The 15,143-nt window shown below is 61.9% G+C and carries 15 protein-coding genes; 8 read left to right on the plus strand and 7 right to left on the minus strand.

Annotated elements, in window-relative coordinates; genetic code table 11:
• Positions 1–132: 132 nt before the first annotated feature.
• A complete protein-coding gene (locus C1X29_RS09860; protein WP_007951863.1) occupies positions 133–591 on the plus strand; it encodes an Rsd/AlgQ family anti-sigma factor in 459 nt (152 codons plus the stop codon).
• 60 nt (positions 592–651) lie between these two features.
• Here the strand turns inward: C1X29_RS09860 and C1X29_RS09865 are convergent, their stop codons facing one another.
• Positions 652–1,317, minus strand: coding sequence for an FKBP-type peptidyl-prolyl cis-trans isomerase (locus tag C1X29_RS09865; RefSeq protein ID WP_085746772.1), 666 nt, complete (start codon positions 1,315–1,317; stop codon positions 652–654).
• Between the two features lie 192 nt (positions 1,318–1,509).
• On the opposite strand from C1X29_RS09865, the gene C1X29_RS09870 reads away from it, so the two are divergent.
• On the plus strand, positions 1,510–2,706 hold the full coding sequence (locus C1X29_RS09870) for an AlgP family protein (protein WP_102717327.1): 1,197 nt from the start codon (positions 1,510–1,512) through the stop codon (positions 2,704–2,706).
• Here C1X29_RS09870 and C1X29_RS09875 read toward each other — a convergent pair.
• Positions 2,703–3,164 (minus strand): TIGR02444 family protein, encoded by a 462-nt coding sequence (locus C1X29_RS09875; RefSeq protein ID WP_102717328.1) that lies wholly within the window; start codon positions 3,162–3,164, stop codon positions 2,703–2,705. The two genes, C1X29_RS09870 and C1X29_RS09875, sit on opposite strands and share 4 nt — an antisense overlap.
• Positions 3,165–3,214: 50 nt before the next feature.
• On the opposite strand from C1X29_RS09875, the gene C1X29_RS09880 reads away from it, so the two are divergent.
• From C1X29_RS09880 to C1X29_RS09890, 3 genes are all read left to right on the plus strand, one after another.
• Positions 3,215–5,125, plus strand: a complete 1,911-nt coding sequence (locus C1X29_RS09880; RefSeq protein WP_102717329.1) for an ATP-binding cassette domain-containing protein — start codon at positions 3,215–3,217, stop codon at positions 5,123–5,125.
• Positions 5,125–5,706 carry a mechanosensitive ion channel family protein gene (locus C1X29_RS09885; RefSeq protein ID WP_007951853.1) on the plus strand — a complete coding sequence of 194 codons (582 nt, stop codon included), beginning with the start codon at positions 5,125–5,127 and terminating at the stop codon, positions 5,704–5,706. The genes C1X29_RS09880 and C1X29_RS09885 overlap by 1 nt, the downstream gene beginning before the upstream one ends.
• A gap of 115 nt (positions 5,707–5,821) precedes the next feature.
• Positions 5,822–6,454, plus strand: coding sequence for a LysE family transporter (locus tag C1X29_RS09890; RefSeq protein ID WP_102685847.1), 633 nt, complete (start codon positions 5,822–5,824; stop codon positions 6,452–6,454).
• A 123-nt stretch (positions 6,455–6,577) separates the two neighbouring features.
• On the opposite strand, the gene C1X29_RS09895 is transcribed toward C1X29_RS09890, so the two are convergent.
• The 5 genes from C1X29_RS09895 to C1X29_RS09915 form a co-directional block, all read right to left on the minus strand.
• Positions 6,578–7,321: a penicillin-binding protein activator LpoB gene (locus tag C1X29_RS09895; RefSeq protein ID WP_102685846.1), complete on the minus strand. Its 744-nt coding sequence runs from the start codon at positions 7,319–7,321 to the stop codon at positions 6,578–6,580.
• A gap of 3 nt (positions 7,322–7,324) precedes the next feature.
• The gene (gene lpoB / locus C1X29_RS09900) at positions 7,325–7,912 is read right to left on the minus strand and encodes a penicillin-binding protein activator LpoB (protein WP_007951848.1); all 588 of its coding nucleotides are present in this window, start codon (positions 7,910–7,912) and stop codon (positions 7,325–7,327) included.
• A 36-nt stretch (positions 7,913–7,948) separates the two neighbouring features.
• Positions 7,949–8,323, minus strand: coding sequence for a YcfL family protein (locus tag C1X29_RS09905; protein WP_011336502.1), 375 nt, complete (start codon positions 8,321–8,323; stop codon positions 7,949–7,951).
• A 15-nt stretch (positions 8,324–8,338) separates the two neighbouring features.
• Positions 8,339–9,733 (minus strand): COG3014 family protein, encoded by a 1,395-nt coding sequence (locus C1X29_RS09910; RefSeq protein WP_007951845.1) that lies wholly within the window; start codon positions 9,731–9,733, stop codon positions 8,339–8,341.
• Positions 9,734–9,939: 206 nt separating this feature from the next.
• A complete protein-coding gene (locus C1X29_RS09915; RefSeq protein ID WP_102717330.1) occupies positions 9,940–11,340 on the minus strand; it encodes a COG3014 family protein in 1,401 nt (466 codons plus the stop codon).
• 199 nt (positions 11,341–11,539) lie between these two features.
• On the opposite strand from C1X29_RS09915, the gene C1X29_RS09920 reads away from it, so the two are divergent.
• The 3 genes from C1X29_RS09920 to C1X29_RS09930 all read left to right on the plus strand — a co-directional run bounded on the left by C1X29_RS09920 (position 11,540) and on the right by C1X29_RS09930 (position 15,143).
• On the plus strand, positions 11,540–12,253 hold the full coding sequence (locus C1X29_RS09920; protein WP_236188245.1) for a cysteine hydrolase family protein: 714 nt from the start codon (positions 11,540–11,542) through the stop codon (positions 12,251–12,253).
• A gap of 8 nt (positions 12,254–12,261) precedes the next feature.
• Positions 12,262–13,161: a LysR family transcriptional regulator gene (locus C1X29_RS09925; protein WP_102717331.1), complete on the plus strand. Its 900-nt coding sequence runs from the start codon at positions 12,262–12,264 to the stop codon at positions 13,159–13,161.
• An 86-nt stretch (positions 13,162–13,247) separates the two neighbouring features.
• Complete coding sequence (locus C1X29_RS09930) at positions 13,248–15,143, plus strand: FTR1 family protein (RefSeq protein ID WP_102717332.1); 1,896 nt, start codon at positions 13,248–13,250, stop codon at positions 15,141–15,143.

Below are 15,143 nucleotides of genomic sequence, written 5' to 3' on the forward strand. Positions count from 1 at the left end.
ATAATCTGGCCCGCACGTGTCATTGGAATTGTGTTGCTCGATGACGCTCTGCCTGGCCGCCTCTCAAAGCAATATTCACAAGAAGGGGCGCGGGTGTAGAGCAGCATGACCCACAAGGGAAGAGAGATCGCCATGCTCGAAAGTTGTCAGAATGCTCAGGAACGTTGGGGTGGAGTTCATCTGCTGATCGACCGCTGGCTGCAGGAGCGTGAGGAATTGATCGCTGCCTATGACAAGCTGGGCGCCAAACCTCAGGCACTGTCCGAGGATCGAAAGCCCTTGCAGGAATTCTGCGGCGTGCTGGTCGATTACGTCTCGGCCGGCCACTTCGAGATCTACGAACAGCTGACGGGCGAGGCCAAGGCCTTCAACGACAAGCGCGGCCTGGAACTGGCCGAGACGATCTATCCGCGGATCGATGTCATCACCGAAAAACTGCTCGCGTTCAACGACCTTTGCGATGAAGGCAAATGCGTTGCGGAGAAATTCAAGGAACTGGGCGGCCTGCTCCACGAGCGCTTCGAACTGGAAGACTGCCTGATCGAAGTGCTGCATACCGCACACAAGGAAGAGGATTCGGTTCAGGCCTGAATCGGACTTCGCAAGACACAGAAACGGTGCGCCCACAGCGCACCGTTTTTTATTGGGCGATCAACTGGTCGCGCCGCGCAATTCCACTTCGAACACCAGCGGTGTGAACGGCGCGATCAAGTCGCCGGCACCGTCGGCGCCATAAGCCTGATCCGATGGAATCACCAGTCGCCACTTCGCACCGACCGGCATGTTCTGCAACGCGGTGCGCCAGCCGGCGATCACGCTGTCGAGATTGAACCACTGCGGCTGGCTGTTCTGATCGAACACGGTGCCGTCGGGCAATCGACCGATGTACAGCACCTGCACTTTTCCATCCGGACCGGCCTTCGTGCCATTCCCCGGCGCCAGCTCGGTCAGCAGGATGCCGTCGGCCAACTCCTTCACACCCGGTTTGGCTTTTTCGGCGGTGAGAAAACGTCGCTCGCTTTCCATCGCCGCTTCAGTCGAAGGCATCGCCGCCTGCTCGGCTGTCTGCGATTCGTGATCGGCGAGGATCTGCTCGATGCGTGCTTCGCTCAATGCCAGCGGCTTGCCTTGATAGGCCTGTTGCAGGCCTTCGATCAACGCCTGAATCTGGAGCTGCGGCACTTCCTGACGCAGCCGTTCGCCGAGGCTGGCACCAAGGCTGTAAGCCAGATCGTGAGCGTCATTCGCGGTGGTTTTTTCGTCGGCCTGAGCCACGGAAAAAATCATGCAGAGGGATAAAAAAAGGTAGCGCGACATGGGCACTCTCCGTCCTGAATTGCGGTGGATTATGCCAGCGCGAACGTCTGCAACGGTGAACTGCTTTTGCCAATGCGCAGAAGTTTTTCGCAAGCCTGCAACCGAGTGCTTTCGATACTGTCAACATGCCCTAGCGGCGGTAGCAGCAGAGGTCTAGTATGAGCCGCACTCACGTCAGCCAGGAGGTAAACCATGTCGGCCACCAAGAAGCCTGTAAACACTCCGTTGCATTTACTCCAACAACTCTCGGGCAGCCTGCTCGAGCATCTGGAAAACGCTTGCTCCCAAGCCTTGGCTGATGCTGAAAAACTGCTCGCCAAACTGGAAAAGCAACGCGGCAAGGCGCAAGAAAAACTGCACAAATCCCGCACCAAATTGCAGGACGCAGCAGCAGCCGGTAAAGCCAAGGCGCAGACCAAGGCCAAGGCTGCCGTGAAGGAACTCGAAGACCTGCTCGATGCGCTGAAGGATCGTCAGTCCGATACCCGCAGCTACATTCTGCAACTCAAACGCGATGCCCAGGAAAGCCTGAAACTGGCCCAGGGTGTCGGTCGTGTTCAAGAGGCTGTCGGCAAGGCGCTGTCCCTGCGTTCGGCTAAACCTGCAGCGGCACCTGCGAAAAAAGCGGCCGCCAAACCTGCTGCAAAAGCACCGGCCAAATCGCCTGCCAAGGCGCCAGTGAAAGTCGCTGCAAAACCAGCCGCGAAGAAACCCGCAGCCGCCAGCGCTGCCAAACCTGCGGCTAAAACCACAGCGGCCAAACCAGCTGCCGCCAAGCCGGCTGCTGCAAAACCAGCTGCCAAGCCTGCGGCGAAAACCGCTGCTGCGAAAGCGGCTCCGGCAAGAACTGCCGCTGCAAAACCAGCTGCCAAGCCAGCCACCAAAGCAGCCGCCAAGCCGGCAGCAAAACCAGCCGTTAAAGCCGCCGCTAAACCAGCCGCTAAAACTGCTGCTGCCAAGCCTGCGGCGAAAACCGCTGCCAAGCCGGTTGCTGCCAAACCTGCAGCCAAAGCGGCGGCTAAACCAGCGGCCAAGCCTGCGGCAAAACCCGCTGCAAAACCAGCGGCCAAACCGGCTGCTGCAGCGAAGCCTGCAACGACCGCCGCCAAGCCAGCGGCCGCTGCCAAACCGGCCGCCAAGCCAGCAGCGAAACCTGCTGCAAAACCAGCAGTGAAAAAACCTGCCGCTGCCAAGCCGGCTGCCGCCAAGCCAGCAGCAAAACCAGCTGCAGCAAAACCTGCCACTGCGCCTGCTGCCAAACCTGCAGCGCCGGCAACTCCGGCTCCGACCGCAGCACCGGCATCCGCCGCCACTACCTCGACCACCACAACCACGCCATCCCCGGCGCCGGTATCGAGCGTCGCCAGCAACCCGTCCAGCGCTTCCTAAGCGCCGGTCGCGGCGACGCGCAGCACTTGCAGCGCGTCGCGGTTCAGGTTGGCCGCAGGGCCGGCCAGCACTTCCAGCCAGTCACTCGATTCCTTCGAATTACGCTTCCAGCCTTGCGCGGCGCCTTCCAGTCGTGACAGCAGCGCACGCTCCGCCTCCAGCTCCAATCCCTTGATCTGCTCGCGCATGCCCTTGAGCACCGGATCGGTGTCGGCCAGGGTTTTCCACTGCATGCGCAATGCGCGTAACGGCTGGACCACTTCCCGGTCCCAGGGCTCTGTCAGTTGCAGCAACTGCCGGGCACGCGCCTCGTCACAGGTCGCATCGCGTTGTTCCAGCCATAAACCGCACAGCATCAGGCACACGTTGGCCCCCGCCGATTGCAGGCGCAGGCAGGCATCCTCCACGCCGGGACGGGCGTAGACGGCAAGGGCAAAGCTCCACAGGTCAGAGGACATCGTGCTACTCGCGCCAGTTGCGGGGGAAGCTGGTAGACTCCGCCGCCATTATGATCCGACTTCAGAACCTGACTTTACAGCGTGGTCCGCAACGTCTGCTAGAAGACGCCGAGCTGACCCTGCACGCCGGCCACAAAGCCGGCCTCATCGGTGCCAACGGCGCCGGCAAATCCAGCCTGTTCGCCTTGCTCCGCGGTGAGTTGCACCCGGACTCGGGCGACTGCCTGTTGCCGGCCGACTGGCGTATCGCCCACATGCGCCAAGAGGTCGACACGCTCGAACGCCTGGCGGTCGACTATGTGCTCGACGGCGATATGCGCCTGCGCGAAGTGCAGCGTGAGCTCGCGGCAGCCGAAGAGGCCCACGACGGCACCGCGCTGGCCCGCCTGCACGCCGAACTCGACAGCGCCGATGGTTACACTGCTGACGCCCGTGCGCGCAAATTGCTGGCCGGCCTCGGTTTCACCAACGAGCAGATGGATCGTCAGGTAGGAGATTTCTCCGGTGGCTGGCGGATGCGTCTGAACCTTGCGCAGGCTTTGATGTGCCCATCAGACCTGTTGCTGCTCGACGAACCGACCAACCACCTGGATCTCGACGCCATCATCTGGCTCGAAGAGTGGCTGAAAAGTTACCCCGGCACCTTGCTGCTGATTTCTCACGACCGGGACTTCCTCGATGAGGTGGTCGATCACGTGGCCCACGTCGATCAGCGCAAGCTGACGCTCTACCGTGGCGGCTATACCGCGTTCGAACGCGCCCGTGCCGAGCGTCTGGCCCAGCAGCAACAGGCCTACGAGAAGCAGCAGGCGCAGCGTGCGCACATGGAAAGCTACATCGCCCGCTTCAAGGCCCAGGCCACCAAGGCTCGTCAGGCCCAGAGCCGGATCAAGGCCCTCGAGCGCATGGAAGAACTGTCGGCGGCCCACGTCGATTCGCCGTTCGACTTCGTGTTCCGCGAGTCGACCAAGATCTCCAGCCCGCTGATCGACCTGTCCGATGCGCGTCTGGGTTATGGCGAGAAAACCGTGCTGGAGAAGGTCAAGCTGCAACTGACCCCCGGCGCGCGGATTGGCTTGCTCGGCCCCAACGGCGCGGGTAAATCGACCCTGATCAAAAACCTCGCCGGTGAGCTCGAACCGCTGGCCGGGCGCCTGACTCGCGGTGAGAACACCGTGGTCGGTTACTTCGCCCAGCATCAGCTTGATTCGCTGGACGCCAAGGCCAGTCCGTTGCTGCACTTGCAGCGTCTGGCGCCGACCGAGCGCGAGCAGACCCTGCGCGATTTCCTTGGTGGTTTCGACTTCCGTGGCGCGCGCATCGATGAGCCGGTGCTGAATTTCTCCGGTGGCGAAAAGGCCCGTCTGGCCCTGGCGTTGATCGCCTGGGAACGGCCGAACCTGCTGCTGCTCGACGAACCGACCAACCACCTCGACCTGGAAATGCGCCTGGCGCTGACCATGGCGTTGCAGGAATTCAGCGGCGCGGTGCTGGTGGTTTCCCACGATCGGCACCTGCTCAAGAGCACCACCGACAACTTCTTCCTGGTCGCGGACGGCAAGGTCGAAGAGTTCGACGGCGACCTCGAGGACTACGCCCGCTGGCTGGTGGAATACCGTCAGCGCAATGCCCCGGTCAGCAACACACCGGTCAACCCGGACAAGACCGACAAGAAGGCCCAGCGTCAGGCTGCCGCTGCGTTGCGTCAGCAACTGGCGCCGCACAAGCGCGAAGCCGACAAGCTCGAAGCCGAGCTCGGCAAGCTGCACGAGAAACTGGCCAAGGTCGATGCCAGCCTTGGCGACAGCGACCTCTATGAGCCGGCGCGCAAGAACGAATTGCGAGACCTGCTGGCCGAACAGGCCAAGCTGAAAGTCCGCGAAGGCGAACTTGAAGAAGCGTGGATGGAAGCCCTGGAAACGCTGGAAAGCATGCAGGCGGAGCTGGAGGCGTTGTCCTGATGGACGCCTTCAAACTTCCATTGCCGGCGATGTGGGTCGAGCCGATCTGGCTCGGCGTGCAGATTCTGCTGATCCTGCTGGCCGGCTACTTCGCCCAGCGCGTCGTCGCCCGATTCCTGACCCGCCTGGGCGAGAAGTATCCGTTTCCGCCGCAGCTGCTGATGCCGCTGCGCGGCGGTCTGCGCTGGCTGATCATGGGCAGTGCGCTGATCTTCGTGCTGGAACGCCTCGGGGTCTCGGCCACAGTGCTGTGGACTGCGTTGTCGGGCTTCGTCGCGGTGGCGGCGGTGGCGTTCTTCGCCATGTGGAGCGTGCTGTCGAACCTGCTCTGCGCGATTCTGATCTTCACCGTCGGCCCGTTCCGTCTCGGCGACGTGGTCGAACTGGTCGACACCACCGACAAGCCCGGCGTCAAAGGCCGGGTGGTGGCGATCAATCTGCTCTACACCACGTTGATCGAGGCTGAAGAACTCGGCACCGGCAGCGCCATGGTGCAAGTGCCCAACAGCCTGTTCTTCCAGCGCTCGGTGCGCCGCTGGCGCGGCACGGATATCTTCCCTTCCAGCGGTTTCGAAAAGTGATCGGACGCCGGCCACGTTGGTCGGCGGCCGCAACATCCTGCAAAAAATCGGTAGTCATCCAGCCAAATCCGCATTAGCTTTGAGGATTGTCACGAGTCCGAAGTCGAGGTGTGCGATGGAGCTTCAAACATGGCTGGCGTTTTTTGCCGCTTGCTGGGTGATCAGTCTTTCTCCGGGTGCCGGCGCCATTGCGTCGATGTCCAGCGGCCTGCAATACGGTTTCTGGCGCGGCTACTGGAATGCCCTGGGCCTGCAGATCGGCCTGGCTGTGCAGATTGCCATCGTCGGCGCCGGTGTCGGCGCGATCCTTACGGCTTCCGCCACCGCGTTCCATGCGATCAAATGGTTCGGTGTCGCCTACCTGGTTTATCTCGCGATCAAGCAGTGGCGCGCATTACCTATGGACATGAGCGATGACGCAGCGGTACGCCCGATCGGCAAACCGCTGGCTCTGGTGTTCCGTGGCTTTCTGGTGAACATCAGCAACCCCAAGGCGCTGGTGTTCATGCTCGCGGTGCTGCCGCAATTCATCAATCCGCATGCGCCGCTGCTGATCCAGTACGTGGTGATCGGCGTGACCATGATCGCGGTCGACCTGATCGTCATGGCCGGCTACACCGGTCTGGCGTCGAAGGTGCTGCGCCTGTTGCGCACACCGACACAGCAGCGACGTATGAACCGCACGTTTGCCGGACTGTTCATTGGCGCCGCGGCGTTCATGGCGACGTTGCGCAAAGCCGCCGTGTAAAGCGTACAGGCACAAAAAAGGCGACCTTCTCAGGTCGCCTTTTTTTGTGTCTGGAACGCAGAGCGTCCCGGGCTGCATTCCCACGCGGACGGTTCGACGCCTCGACGTGGGAACGATCATCGGTCAGTGAAGAATCACTGGCGCCGTATCACGCGGCAGATTGTTGCGCTGCTGTGGTTCGCGCGGCTGCTCGTAACCGCCACCACCGAGCTGCATGCTCAGTTGTCCGGCCACGTCTTCGCCCAGTGCCTTCGAGACTTCACGCACCACCCGCGGGCGGTTGAGTGAGATCTTGATGTCGCGGTGGTTCACCAGTTTGGTGTCCTGCGCTTCACCCATCGCCGTGAAGGCCGAGGTGATTTCGTAGGTCTTGGTATTGATCAGGCTGAAGTCGGCCACCAGCGTCAGGCCCAGCACGGCCGAATAGCTGTCGGTGTGCGCCAGCTCGTTCATGTCCTGAGTGAAGTCGATGTCCGACACGGTGCCGAACAGCACGTAGTCGGCACCCTTGAAGTTGCCGGCCTTGATCCGCTTGATCACATCGTAGATGTCACCCTTGGACGACGCTGTGTACGGCGTGCCCTGCACCAGCTGGAACATGCCGGTACGCAGGATTTCACCCTTGATGTCGCCGGTAAACTTACGCAGTTCGGTCTGTTCGATGTAGCTGGTGTTGGCTTCGAATTCGTCGTAGCTCGAAGAACCGCTGGAGCTGTAGTAGCCCTCGCGGTAGTTGTTCTTCGACGAAACGATGTGGATGTATTGCTCCACACGTTCCTGGTACGCCAGATCCGTGACCGCGACTTTCGGGGCCGCTTGCACGCTGAACGCGCAAGCCAGGGCCATCATGCCAATCCATGTGCGCATCGATTAACGCTCCGTGGTTTTGCGGATCTCTTTCTCGTCCATCCACTCGGCCAGACCGCTTTCAACGTCGATCAGTTGCAGGCTGAATTTGTAGAAGACGTCCTTGTAGTCGCTGCTGCGCTTGACGATCGAGCTGATCGAACCTTCAAGACGGTATTTGGCAGCGATCATGTTGCCAGTCTTGGCCACGGTGCTCTTCTTGTACAGGCCGCTCTGGTTTTGCAGTTTGAGCTGGTCGACCTGGCTCTGCATCGCGGTGTTGTCGCTGGCGAAACGGGCGGTACCGGACTTCATCAGCTGGGTCTTGATGCTGGTCGTGATTTCGCGGGTGTCGATGTATTCGCTGGTCTTGTTCTTCACGTCGTAGACCTGGACCACAGGGCGACCCTGCAGAATGCCGGACTGGGCCAGGGAACGGGTCATCGACTCGGCGATCATCTGCAGGTCGGTCGAACCGAACTCGTTGGTCACGGTTTCAACGGCCTTGGTGTCGCCGTAGCTGATGTTCTTGCTGCCCAGGGTCGGCGAAGTGTTGGCGCAACCGGAGGCCAGCAGGGCGAGGACGGCGATGAAGGAAAAGCGTGCAAACATGGGAATGCTCTCTGAATCGGGAATAGGGTGTCGGGCTTAAGGCGTCTTGAGTTCCAGACGGAAATCCACGGCTTTCGGCGTCGGGGCGATGCCCTGGATGAAGCTGGTCTGGGCGCCGTACATCATCTGGCTCTTCCAGACTTCTTCTTCGGCGATCGGGAAACCTTCCGGCCCGAGCCAGGCGAAGCGGTAGTAGAACGTCTTGTTGCTGTTGAGGGTGTTGCTCAACTGCACGTTGACGGTCATGAAGCCGTTTTCGCGGGCCACGCGCATCGCGCCGACCACGATGTGTTTCTGCGGGCCCATGGCCACGACCTTGCTCGCGGCACTGCCCGGCTCCGGTGGTGGCGGGGTGGCGCAACCGCTCGCCAGCAGGGCGAGGGCGGCGACGGCGATGAGTTTGAAGCGCATGCAAAGACTCCGTTCTTAAGGTTGTTTGAGGCTGGCCACGGCGGTGGCGCCAGCGCTCGGGGTCACGTGGGCGGCGAGGCCTGCGGCGAACACCTGATTGCCGACGGCGCGCAGGGTGATCACCTGATAACGCTGATCGACGGTCACCTTGACCTGAGAGCCACCGACGGCGCTCGGCAGAGTGACTTGGTGCTCACCTTTCTTCAAGCGCAGACGTACCACTTGAGTGGTGTCCGGCAGGGTGCGCCACGTACGGGTATCGGCACCTTCGAGCACAGCTGAAGAAATACCGACCGCCAGACCGGCCAGCGGGTTGGTTTCGTTGATCTTCTTCTGGGCCACACCTTTGGTGATTGCGCGCACGGTGGTGCGCAGGATGATCCCCGGCATGTCATCGCGCAGGGCGCGGCGGGACATGGCGGTGGTGCTGTTCAGCGCGGTCAGGTCGACCTGTTGGCCATCGACACCGATCTGCGCGAATGGCGCGGTGGAGGTGTCAGGTTTGATGATCGGGAACGACAGCGGAGTGATCACTACGTTGTTGGAGATTGGCAGCGGCAGCGGCACGCGGATCGAATCGCGGGCCGGCGCCAGACCGCTTTGCACCACGATCAGGATGTCGCTGTCGTCGCTCTTGACCGGCTTGTCGAGGTTGACCAGCGCCTGCTCCAGCAGCGGCGTGTTCGGGCGCAGTTCGGCAGCCTTGCGATAGCCCGGCGCAGCGAGGTCTTTCTCGCCCAGGGCTTCATAAACGAAACCGGCCAGGTAATGGCTGAACGCACTCTGGTAGCTGTTTTTCAGGCCGACCACTTCCGGCGCGTCGAGGCTGGCGACCGGGTAGCCCTGCAAGTCCTTGTATTCGGTCTTGATGCCTTCTTTCTCGGCTTCCTCTTCGCTCTTGAGGTATTCCTTGTCGCGCAGGTCGGCGATCACCGCTTCACGTTCGTGCGTCTTCTTGATCGCGGTACGGGCGCCGTCGAAATCGTTGACCGCCAGCAGGTTCAGGGCCATCTGCGTGGTCAGCATGACTTTTTCGTAGTCGTAGCCTTCGTAGCGGCGCACCTTGTCGTTGACCAGGAAGCTGCCGAACTGGGCCAGGTACTTGTCGGTGTCGAGCTTGACCGAATCTTCCCACTTGCCCACCACCTGGTCGGCGCTGGTCCAGGCATTCTGGCTGCCGGACAGATCGCCCTTGGCGCGCAGCAGCTCACCCTTCTCGAAGTAATAGAGCAGGTCCTTGTCCGGGCCGGTGTTGTTCTTTTCCAGCAGGGTCAGGGCGGCATCGACGTTGCCGGTGGCCAGTTGCTGGTTGGTCTGGGCCAGTTCGGAATCGTAGTTGCGAAACGCCGAACAGCCGGACAGCAGGGTGACAGCGCTGAGCGCGATCAGAGTGGGAGCGCGGAATGCCATGGGGTACTTCTTCCATGAGTAGCGACAGCCTCGGGTGCGGGTCGGGCTGCTGGGACCGATCGACAGTGGCGCTGGCCTCCTGCCAATTCCTCATAACAAGAGGAGCTTTAATGCCGCAACGCGATAGCGCGGGCGCGGCATTATAAGCGGGCGGTGCTGGCTATGTAATAGCTTTTTAATTGCACCGGTTGGTAAGGTGCCATTACTTATTTCAGGCCGGATACCACGCGGCTTTCCGGCGATGTGGAGGCCTGGAAAGCGCTGCCGTTGGCATAGATTCTGTCGCCCAGGGCGCGCAGGCCGATGATCTGACGATCCTGATCGATGCGGATTTTAAGCGGTGCGACACCGGGTGCGGTAGGCAGATTGATCATGTGCTCGCCTTTCTTCAGCCGTAGGCGCAGTACCTGGGTGAGGTTGGGCAGGGTGCGCCAGGTGCGGGTGTCTGCGTGCTCGAATCCATCGTAATGGGTCACATAGGACGCCTTGGCCGGGTTGCGCCGATTGTCGGTGCCCTGGACGTCTGCCGCCAGGAACGCGCGATACGTGGTGCGCTGGATGATCCCGGGCATGTCGTCACGCAGAGTGCGCAAGGACATGTCGGTAATGTTGTTGACCGTGATCAGCTTCTTTGGACGACCGTCGAGGCTGATCTGATCGAAGTGTGGGGTGGACGTGTCGGGCACCATCACCGGAAACGACACATTGGCCACGATCACCTGACCGTCCTCAAGCTTCACCGGATACGGCACTCGCACCGAACTGCGAGCCGGCGCCAGCCCGCTTTGCACGATGATCAGCACATCGCTTTCGCCCGCCTTGAGCCCGGGGCTGTCGAGGTCATGCAATGCCTGTTGGAAGAACGGCATGTCAGGACGCAGTTCTATGGCCTGACGGTAACCGGGTGCGGCCAGATCCTTTTCACCCAGGGCTTCATAAGTGAAGCCGGCCAGATAGTGGCTGAACGCACTTTGATAGCCGTTCTTCAGAGCGATGACCGCCGGCGAGTCCAGCATGACCACCGGGTAACCTTGCAGATCCTTGTAATGCACACGCGCGCCTTGGGCCTTGGCGGCGTTTTCAATGCGCTCGTATTCCAGCTCCCGTTGCCGGGCGATCATTGTTTCGCGTTCGTGGGTTTTCTTGATGTCCGCACGGGCACCGTCGAAGTCATTCACGGCCAACTGATTCAGGGCCATTTGCGTGGTCAGCATGACCTTTTCATAGTCGTAACCATCGTAGCGACGAATCTTGTCGTTGATGATGCTGCCCCATTGATTGCCCAGGGCGGACAGCAACTTGTCGCCGGCGGTTTCTATGGTGTCCTGACGCTGGATCACCATCTGTTCGGCGCTGCGCCAGGCGACCTGACTTTGCGGCAACTCCCCGGCAGCGCTGAGTACCGCGCCTTTCTCGAAGTAATACAGCAGGTCTTTTTCTTCATCCGGGTTATGCGCCTCGATCAGGGCCAGCGCACCGTTGGTGTCGCCCGCTTTCAACTGATCGGTGGTCTGTTGCAGTTCCAGGTCGTAATTGCGGTAGGCCCCGCAACCGCTCAACTGCAAGACGATGCTGAACAACAGGGAAAACAGCAGGCAATGGCGCATGGCGAGGGGTTCTTCCTTGAACAGAAGGGCGGCTGAAGTGGCGCATTATAGTGGGAGATGATGGCTAATTGCCGGGCAGATTTTTTGACATGGTCTGTGCAAAAGTTGCACAGATCATGTGCCAATACTGCCGTGGTCAGGCCGTTTGCGGATTTCTAGACTTGGCCCGACTTATACGCCTCTCTACAGGAACCGCGTCATGACTCTCTCGCAAACGTATCGCTGCAGCTCAGTTTTCAGAATCCTGTTCGCCAGTCTTGGTCTCGCTGCGGTCAGCAGTGCGATGGCCAGTACTGCACCGGATGCTCATCCAACCCTTCGTGCAATATCCGGCGCGGCGCCGATCGAACGCCTCGACCCGAAGACCACCGCGCTGGTGGTGATCGATTTCCAGAACGAGTACTTCAGCGGGCGTCTGCCGATTCCCGACGGCATCGCAGCCATGAACAAGGCCCGTGAGCTGATCCGCTTTGCCGATCAGGCGAAGATTCCAGTGTTCCAGGTCCAGCACGTCGCGCCCGCCGGTTCGCCAGTGTTCGCACAGGGCGGCGAGACCGTGAAGTTTCATCCGCTGATGCAGCCGAGGGCGCAGGATCACGTGCTGCAAAAGACAACGGTCAGCGTGTTCGCCAGCACCGACCTCGATCGGCAGCTCAAGCAGGCCGGCATCAAGACCGTGATTTTCGCCGGGCTGATGACCCACGCCTGCGTTGCCGGCGGTGCCCGGGACGCTGCGCCGTTGGGCTATCAGGTCGTGGTAGCATCCGATGCTTCGGCGACCCGGGCGATCACCCGCGTCAACGGCGACACCGTCGACAAGGACAGCCTGCACCGCGCGGCGCTGGCCGAAATCGAAGACACCTTCGGTGACGTCATGACCACGCAGCAGATCGTTCGCCTGCCACTCGACTGAGGGCTTCGATGAATCAGCTGTTGGCCATGCGCGCGTTCCGTTGCATCGTCGAGTGTCGCGGCTTCACTGCCGCCGCCGAGCGGCTCGACACCACGCATTCGACGATCTCCCGCCAGCTCCAGCAACTGGAGGCGGAGCTCGGCACGCGCCTGATCAACCGCAACACCCGGCGCTTCAGCCTGACCACGGCCGGGCAGCAGTATTACGCCGCGTGCGTGGACATTCTCGATCGCCTCGATCAGGCCGCACTGGCGGTCGGGCAGGCCCGTGAGACACCCAGTGGGCTTTTGCGCATCAGCGCGCCGGTGGTGATCGGCACGCTGGAGCTGGCGTGCTGGTTGCCGGCGTTTCAGCAGCGATATCCGGAGGTTGAGGTCGATCTGTCCTGCGATGACCGTTTTGTCGACCTGATCGCCGAAGGCTTCGATGTCGCGCTGCGCATCTGCGGGCCGCTGGCGGATTCATCCTTGGTGGCGCGTCTGCTGACGGTATCCGAGCTGGTGCTGGTGGCCTCGCCGACCTACGTCGCGCGACACGGTCTGGTGCGCCAGGTCAGTGAGCTGGCCGAACATCAATTGCTCGCGTTCGCCGGCGGTGGCGACTGGTCGCTGACCGATGCGCGCGGGCTGACGACAGCGGTGCGGGCTCAGGGGCGGTTCAAGGCGGACTCGATCAGCTCGCTGCATGCGGCGGCGCTGGCCGGTGTGGGGATTGCCGCGTTCACCCGGGCCACGGTGCAGGACGATCTGTTGCGTGGCCGGCTGGTGCAGATCCTGCCCAACTACAGCCTCGGTCAGCGGCATTACTACGCGCTCTATCCTCACGCCCGGCATGTGGCGCTGAAGGTGCAGGTGTTCGTCGAATTCATGGCCGAACACTACCGCAAGGCGAGTGCACCCTTGCGCTAAAAGCCGTCGGGCCGCCAAGAAAGCTTGAGGGAAACGCGCTCGACGTGAACAATATGTAACTTCGCATTTCCACTTGAGACTCATTCATGACTGCCGCGTCCCGATTTCTGGCCTGGCTGGTGTTCCCGTTGTGCGCCCTGAGCAGCTTCAATCTGCTGGCCGACACCGTGGAAGGCGCGCCGCAAGCGCTGCACCTGCTCGATTACATCAGCGCCGATTACCCGCCGACGGTACAGGCAGGCAAGGTCATCGACGACGGCGAATACCGCGAGCAGCTGGAGTTCACCCAGGTGCTGCAAGGGCTGATCGCCGGCCTGCCTGCCAAGCCTGAGAAAGCGGCTCTCGAACAGGGCGTCACCGCCTTGCACGCCGCGATCTCGGCGAAACAGGACGGCGCGGACGTCGCCCGTCAGGCCCGGCAACTGGGGGCGAAACTGGCGGTGGCTTATGAAGTCAGCCAGGCCCCGATCATCACCCCTGATCCGACCCGTGGTGCGCCGCTCTACGCGCAAAACTGCTCGGTGTGTCACGGCGACACCGGTGCCGGCGACGGCCCGGCGGGTCTCGGCATGACGCCGGCGCCGGCCAATCTGCGCGACGCTGCGCGGATGGATCACCTGAGCCTGTACGCGATCTACAGCACCCTCGGCCAGGGCGTCGAAGGCACTGACATGCCGGCGTTCGCCGATCAACTGGATGACCGTCAGCGTTGGGACCTGGCGACCTACATCGCACAGTTCAGCGCCGATCCGGCCACGGCCAAATCCGACAAGACCTACAATATCGCCGACCTGGCCCGCCAGACCCCGGCCGAAGTGCAGGCTGCCGAAGGCGCTGAAGCCGCCGCGATCTTCCGTGTACAACGGGCGCAGCCGCCGCAGGTCAAGCGCGGCCCGGCGCAGTTGCTCGACTACACCGCCGCGACGCTGGACAAGAGCCTGGCGGCGTACCGCGCCGGTGAGCACGATCAGGCCTATGACCTGTCGGTGGCGGCGTATCTGGAAGGCTTCGAACTGGTCGAAAGCTCGCTGGACAACGTCGACGCCAACGTGCGCAAGGACACCGAAAAATCCCTGATGGCCTATCGGCAATCGCTGCAGGACGGCTTGCCGGTGGAACAGGCCGAGCAGCGTCTGGACGCGGCCAAGGCCAAACTCAAGGAATCCGCCGGCCTGTTGGGAAGCGATGGTCTGAGCTGGTCGCTGAGCTACATCTCCGGACTGCTGATTCTGCTGCGCGAAGGTCTGGAAGCGATACTGGTGCTGGCGGCGATCCTCGCGTTCCTGCGCAACACCGGCCAGCAATCGGCGGTGCGCAGCGTCAACGTCGGCTGGGGGCTGGCGCTGCTCGCCGGCCTCGGCACCTGGGCACTGGCGGCGTATGTGATCGATGTCAGCGGCTCCCAGCGTGAACTGCTCGAAGGCGCCACGGCGCTGTTCGCCAGCGTCATGGTGTTGTGGCTCGGGGTGTGGATGCACGACCGTCGGCACGCGGCGGCCTGGCAGGATTACATCAAGCAGAGCCTGGTTGGCGGAGGCGGGCGTTTCGGTTTCGCGATCCTGGCGTTCTTCTCGGTGTACCGCGAACTGTTCGAAGTGATCCTGTTCTACGAAACCCTTTGGCTGCAGGCCGGCCCTGCCGGGCATAACGCGGTACTCGCCGGCGGCGCGACGGCGCTGGTGCTGCTGTTCGGTCTGGCGTGGGTGATTCTGCGCGGCTCGGCGAAACTGCCGCTGGGGCTGTTCTTCAGCATCAACGCGGCGCTGCTCTGTGCGTTGTCGGTGGTATTCGCCGGCCACGGCGTGAAGGCGTTGCAGGAAGCCGGGATCTTCGGCACCCGGCCGGTGGCGTTCTTCGATTTCGACTGGCTGGGCATTCATGCCGATGCCTATTCGCTGACGGCGCAGGCCGTGGCGATTGCGGCGATTATCGTGCTGTACGGTCGCAGTTGGGTGGCTGAAAAGCGCCGCATGGCGGCTTGA

Source organism: Pseudomonas sp. GW456-12-10-14-LB2 (genome assembly GCF_002884345.1).
In the GTDB taxonomy this organism is placed as follows: Bacteria; Pseudomonadota; Gammaproteobacteria; order Pseudomonadales; family Pseudomonadaceae; genus Aquipseudomonas; species Aquipseudomonas paraglycinae.

What these genes read in the sequence shown, in the direction of transcription:
- C1X29_RS09905 (WP_011336502.1), bottom strand. Translation starts at nt 8,323, where the DNA reads ATGCGCTTCAAACTCATCGCCGTCGCCGCCCTCGCCCTGCTGGCGAGC.
- lpoB (WP_007951848.1), bottom strand. Translation starts at nt 7,912, where the DNA reads ATGTTTGCACGCTTTTCCTTCATCGCCGTCCTCGCCCTGCTGGCCTCC.
- C1X29_RS09865 (WP_085746772.1), bottom strand. Translation starts at nt 1,317, where the DNA reads ATGTCGCGCTACCTTTTTTTATCCCTCTGCATGATTTTTTCCGTGGCT.
- C1X29_RS09885 (WP_007951853.1), top strand. Translation starts at nt 5,125, where the DNA reads ATGGACGCCTTCAAACTTCCATTGCCGGCGATGTGGGTCGAGCCGATC.
- C1X29_RS09890 (WP_102685847.1), top strand. Translation starts at nt 5,822, where the DNA reads ATGGAGCTTCAAACATGGCTGGCGTTTTTTGCCGCTTGCTGGGTGATC.
- C1X29_RS09875 (WP_102717328.1), bottom strand. Translation starts at nt 3,164, where the DNA reads ATGTCCTCTGACCTGTGGAGCTTTGCCCTTGCCGTCTACGCCCGTCCC.
- C1X29_RS09920 (WP_236188245.1), top strand. Translation starts at nt 11,540, where the DNA reads ATGACTCTCTCGCAAACGTATCGCTGCAGCTCAGTTTTCAGAATCCTG.
- C1X29_RS09860 (WP_007951863.1), top strand. Translation starts at nt 133, where the DNA reads ATGCTCGAAAGTTGTCAGAATGCTCAGGAACGTTGGGGTGGAGTTCAT.
- C1X29_RS09915 (WP_102717330.1), bottom strand. Translation starts at nt 11,340, where the DNA reads ATGCGCCATTGCCTGCTGTTTTCCCTGTTGTTCAGCATCGTCTTGCAG.
- C1X29_RS09925 (WP_102717331.1), top strand. Translation starts at nt 12,262, where the DNA reads ATGAATCAGCTGTTGGCCATGCGCGCGTTCCGTTGCATCGTCGAGTGT.
- C1X29_RS09910 (WP_007951845.1), bottom strand. Translation starts at nt 9,733, where the DNA reads ATGGCATTCCGCGCTCCCACTCTGATCGCGCTCAGCGCTGTCACCCTG.
- C1X29_RS09880 (WP_102717329.1), top strand. Translation starts at nt 3,215, where the DNA reads ATGATCCGACTTCAGAACCTGACTTTACAGCGTGGTCCGCAACGTCTG.
- C1X29_RS09895 (WP_102685846.1), bottom strand. Translation starts at nt 7,321, where the DNA reads ATGCGCACATGGATTGGCATGATGGCCCTGGCTTGCGCGTTCAGCGTG.
- C1X29_RS09870 (WP_102717327.1), top strand. Translation starts at nt 1,510, where the DNA reads ATGTCGGCCACCAAGAAGCCTGTAAACACTCCGTTGCATTTACTCCAA.
- C1X29_RS09930 (WP_102717332.1), top strand. Translation starts at nt 13,248, where the DNA reads ATGACTGCCGCGTCCCGATTTCTGGCCTGGCTGGTGTTCCCGTTGTGC.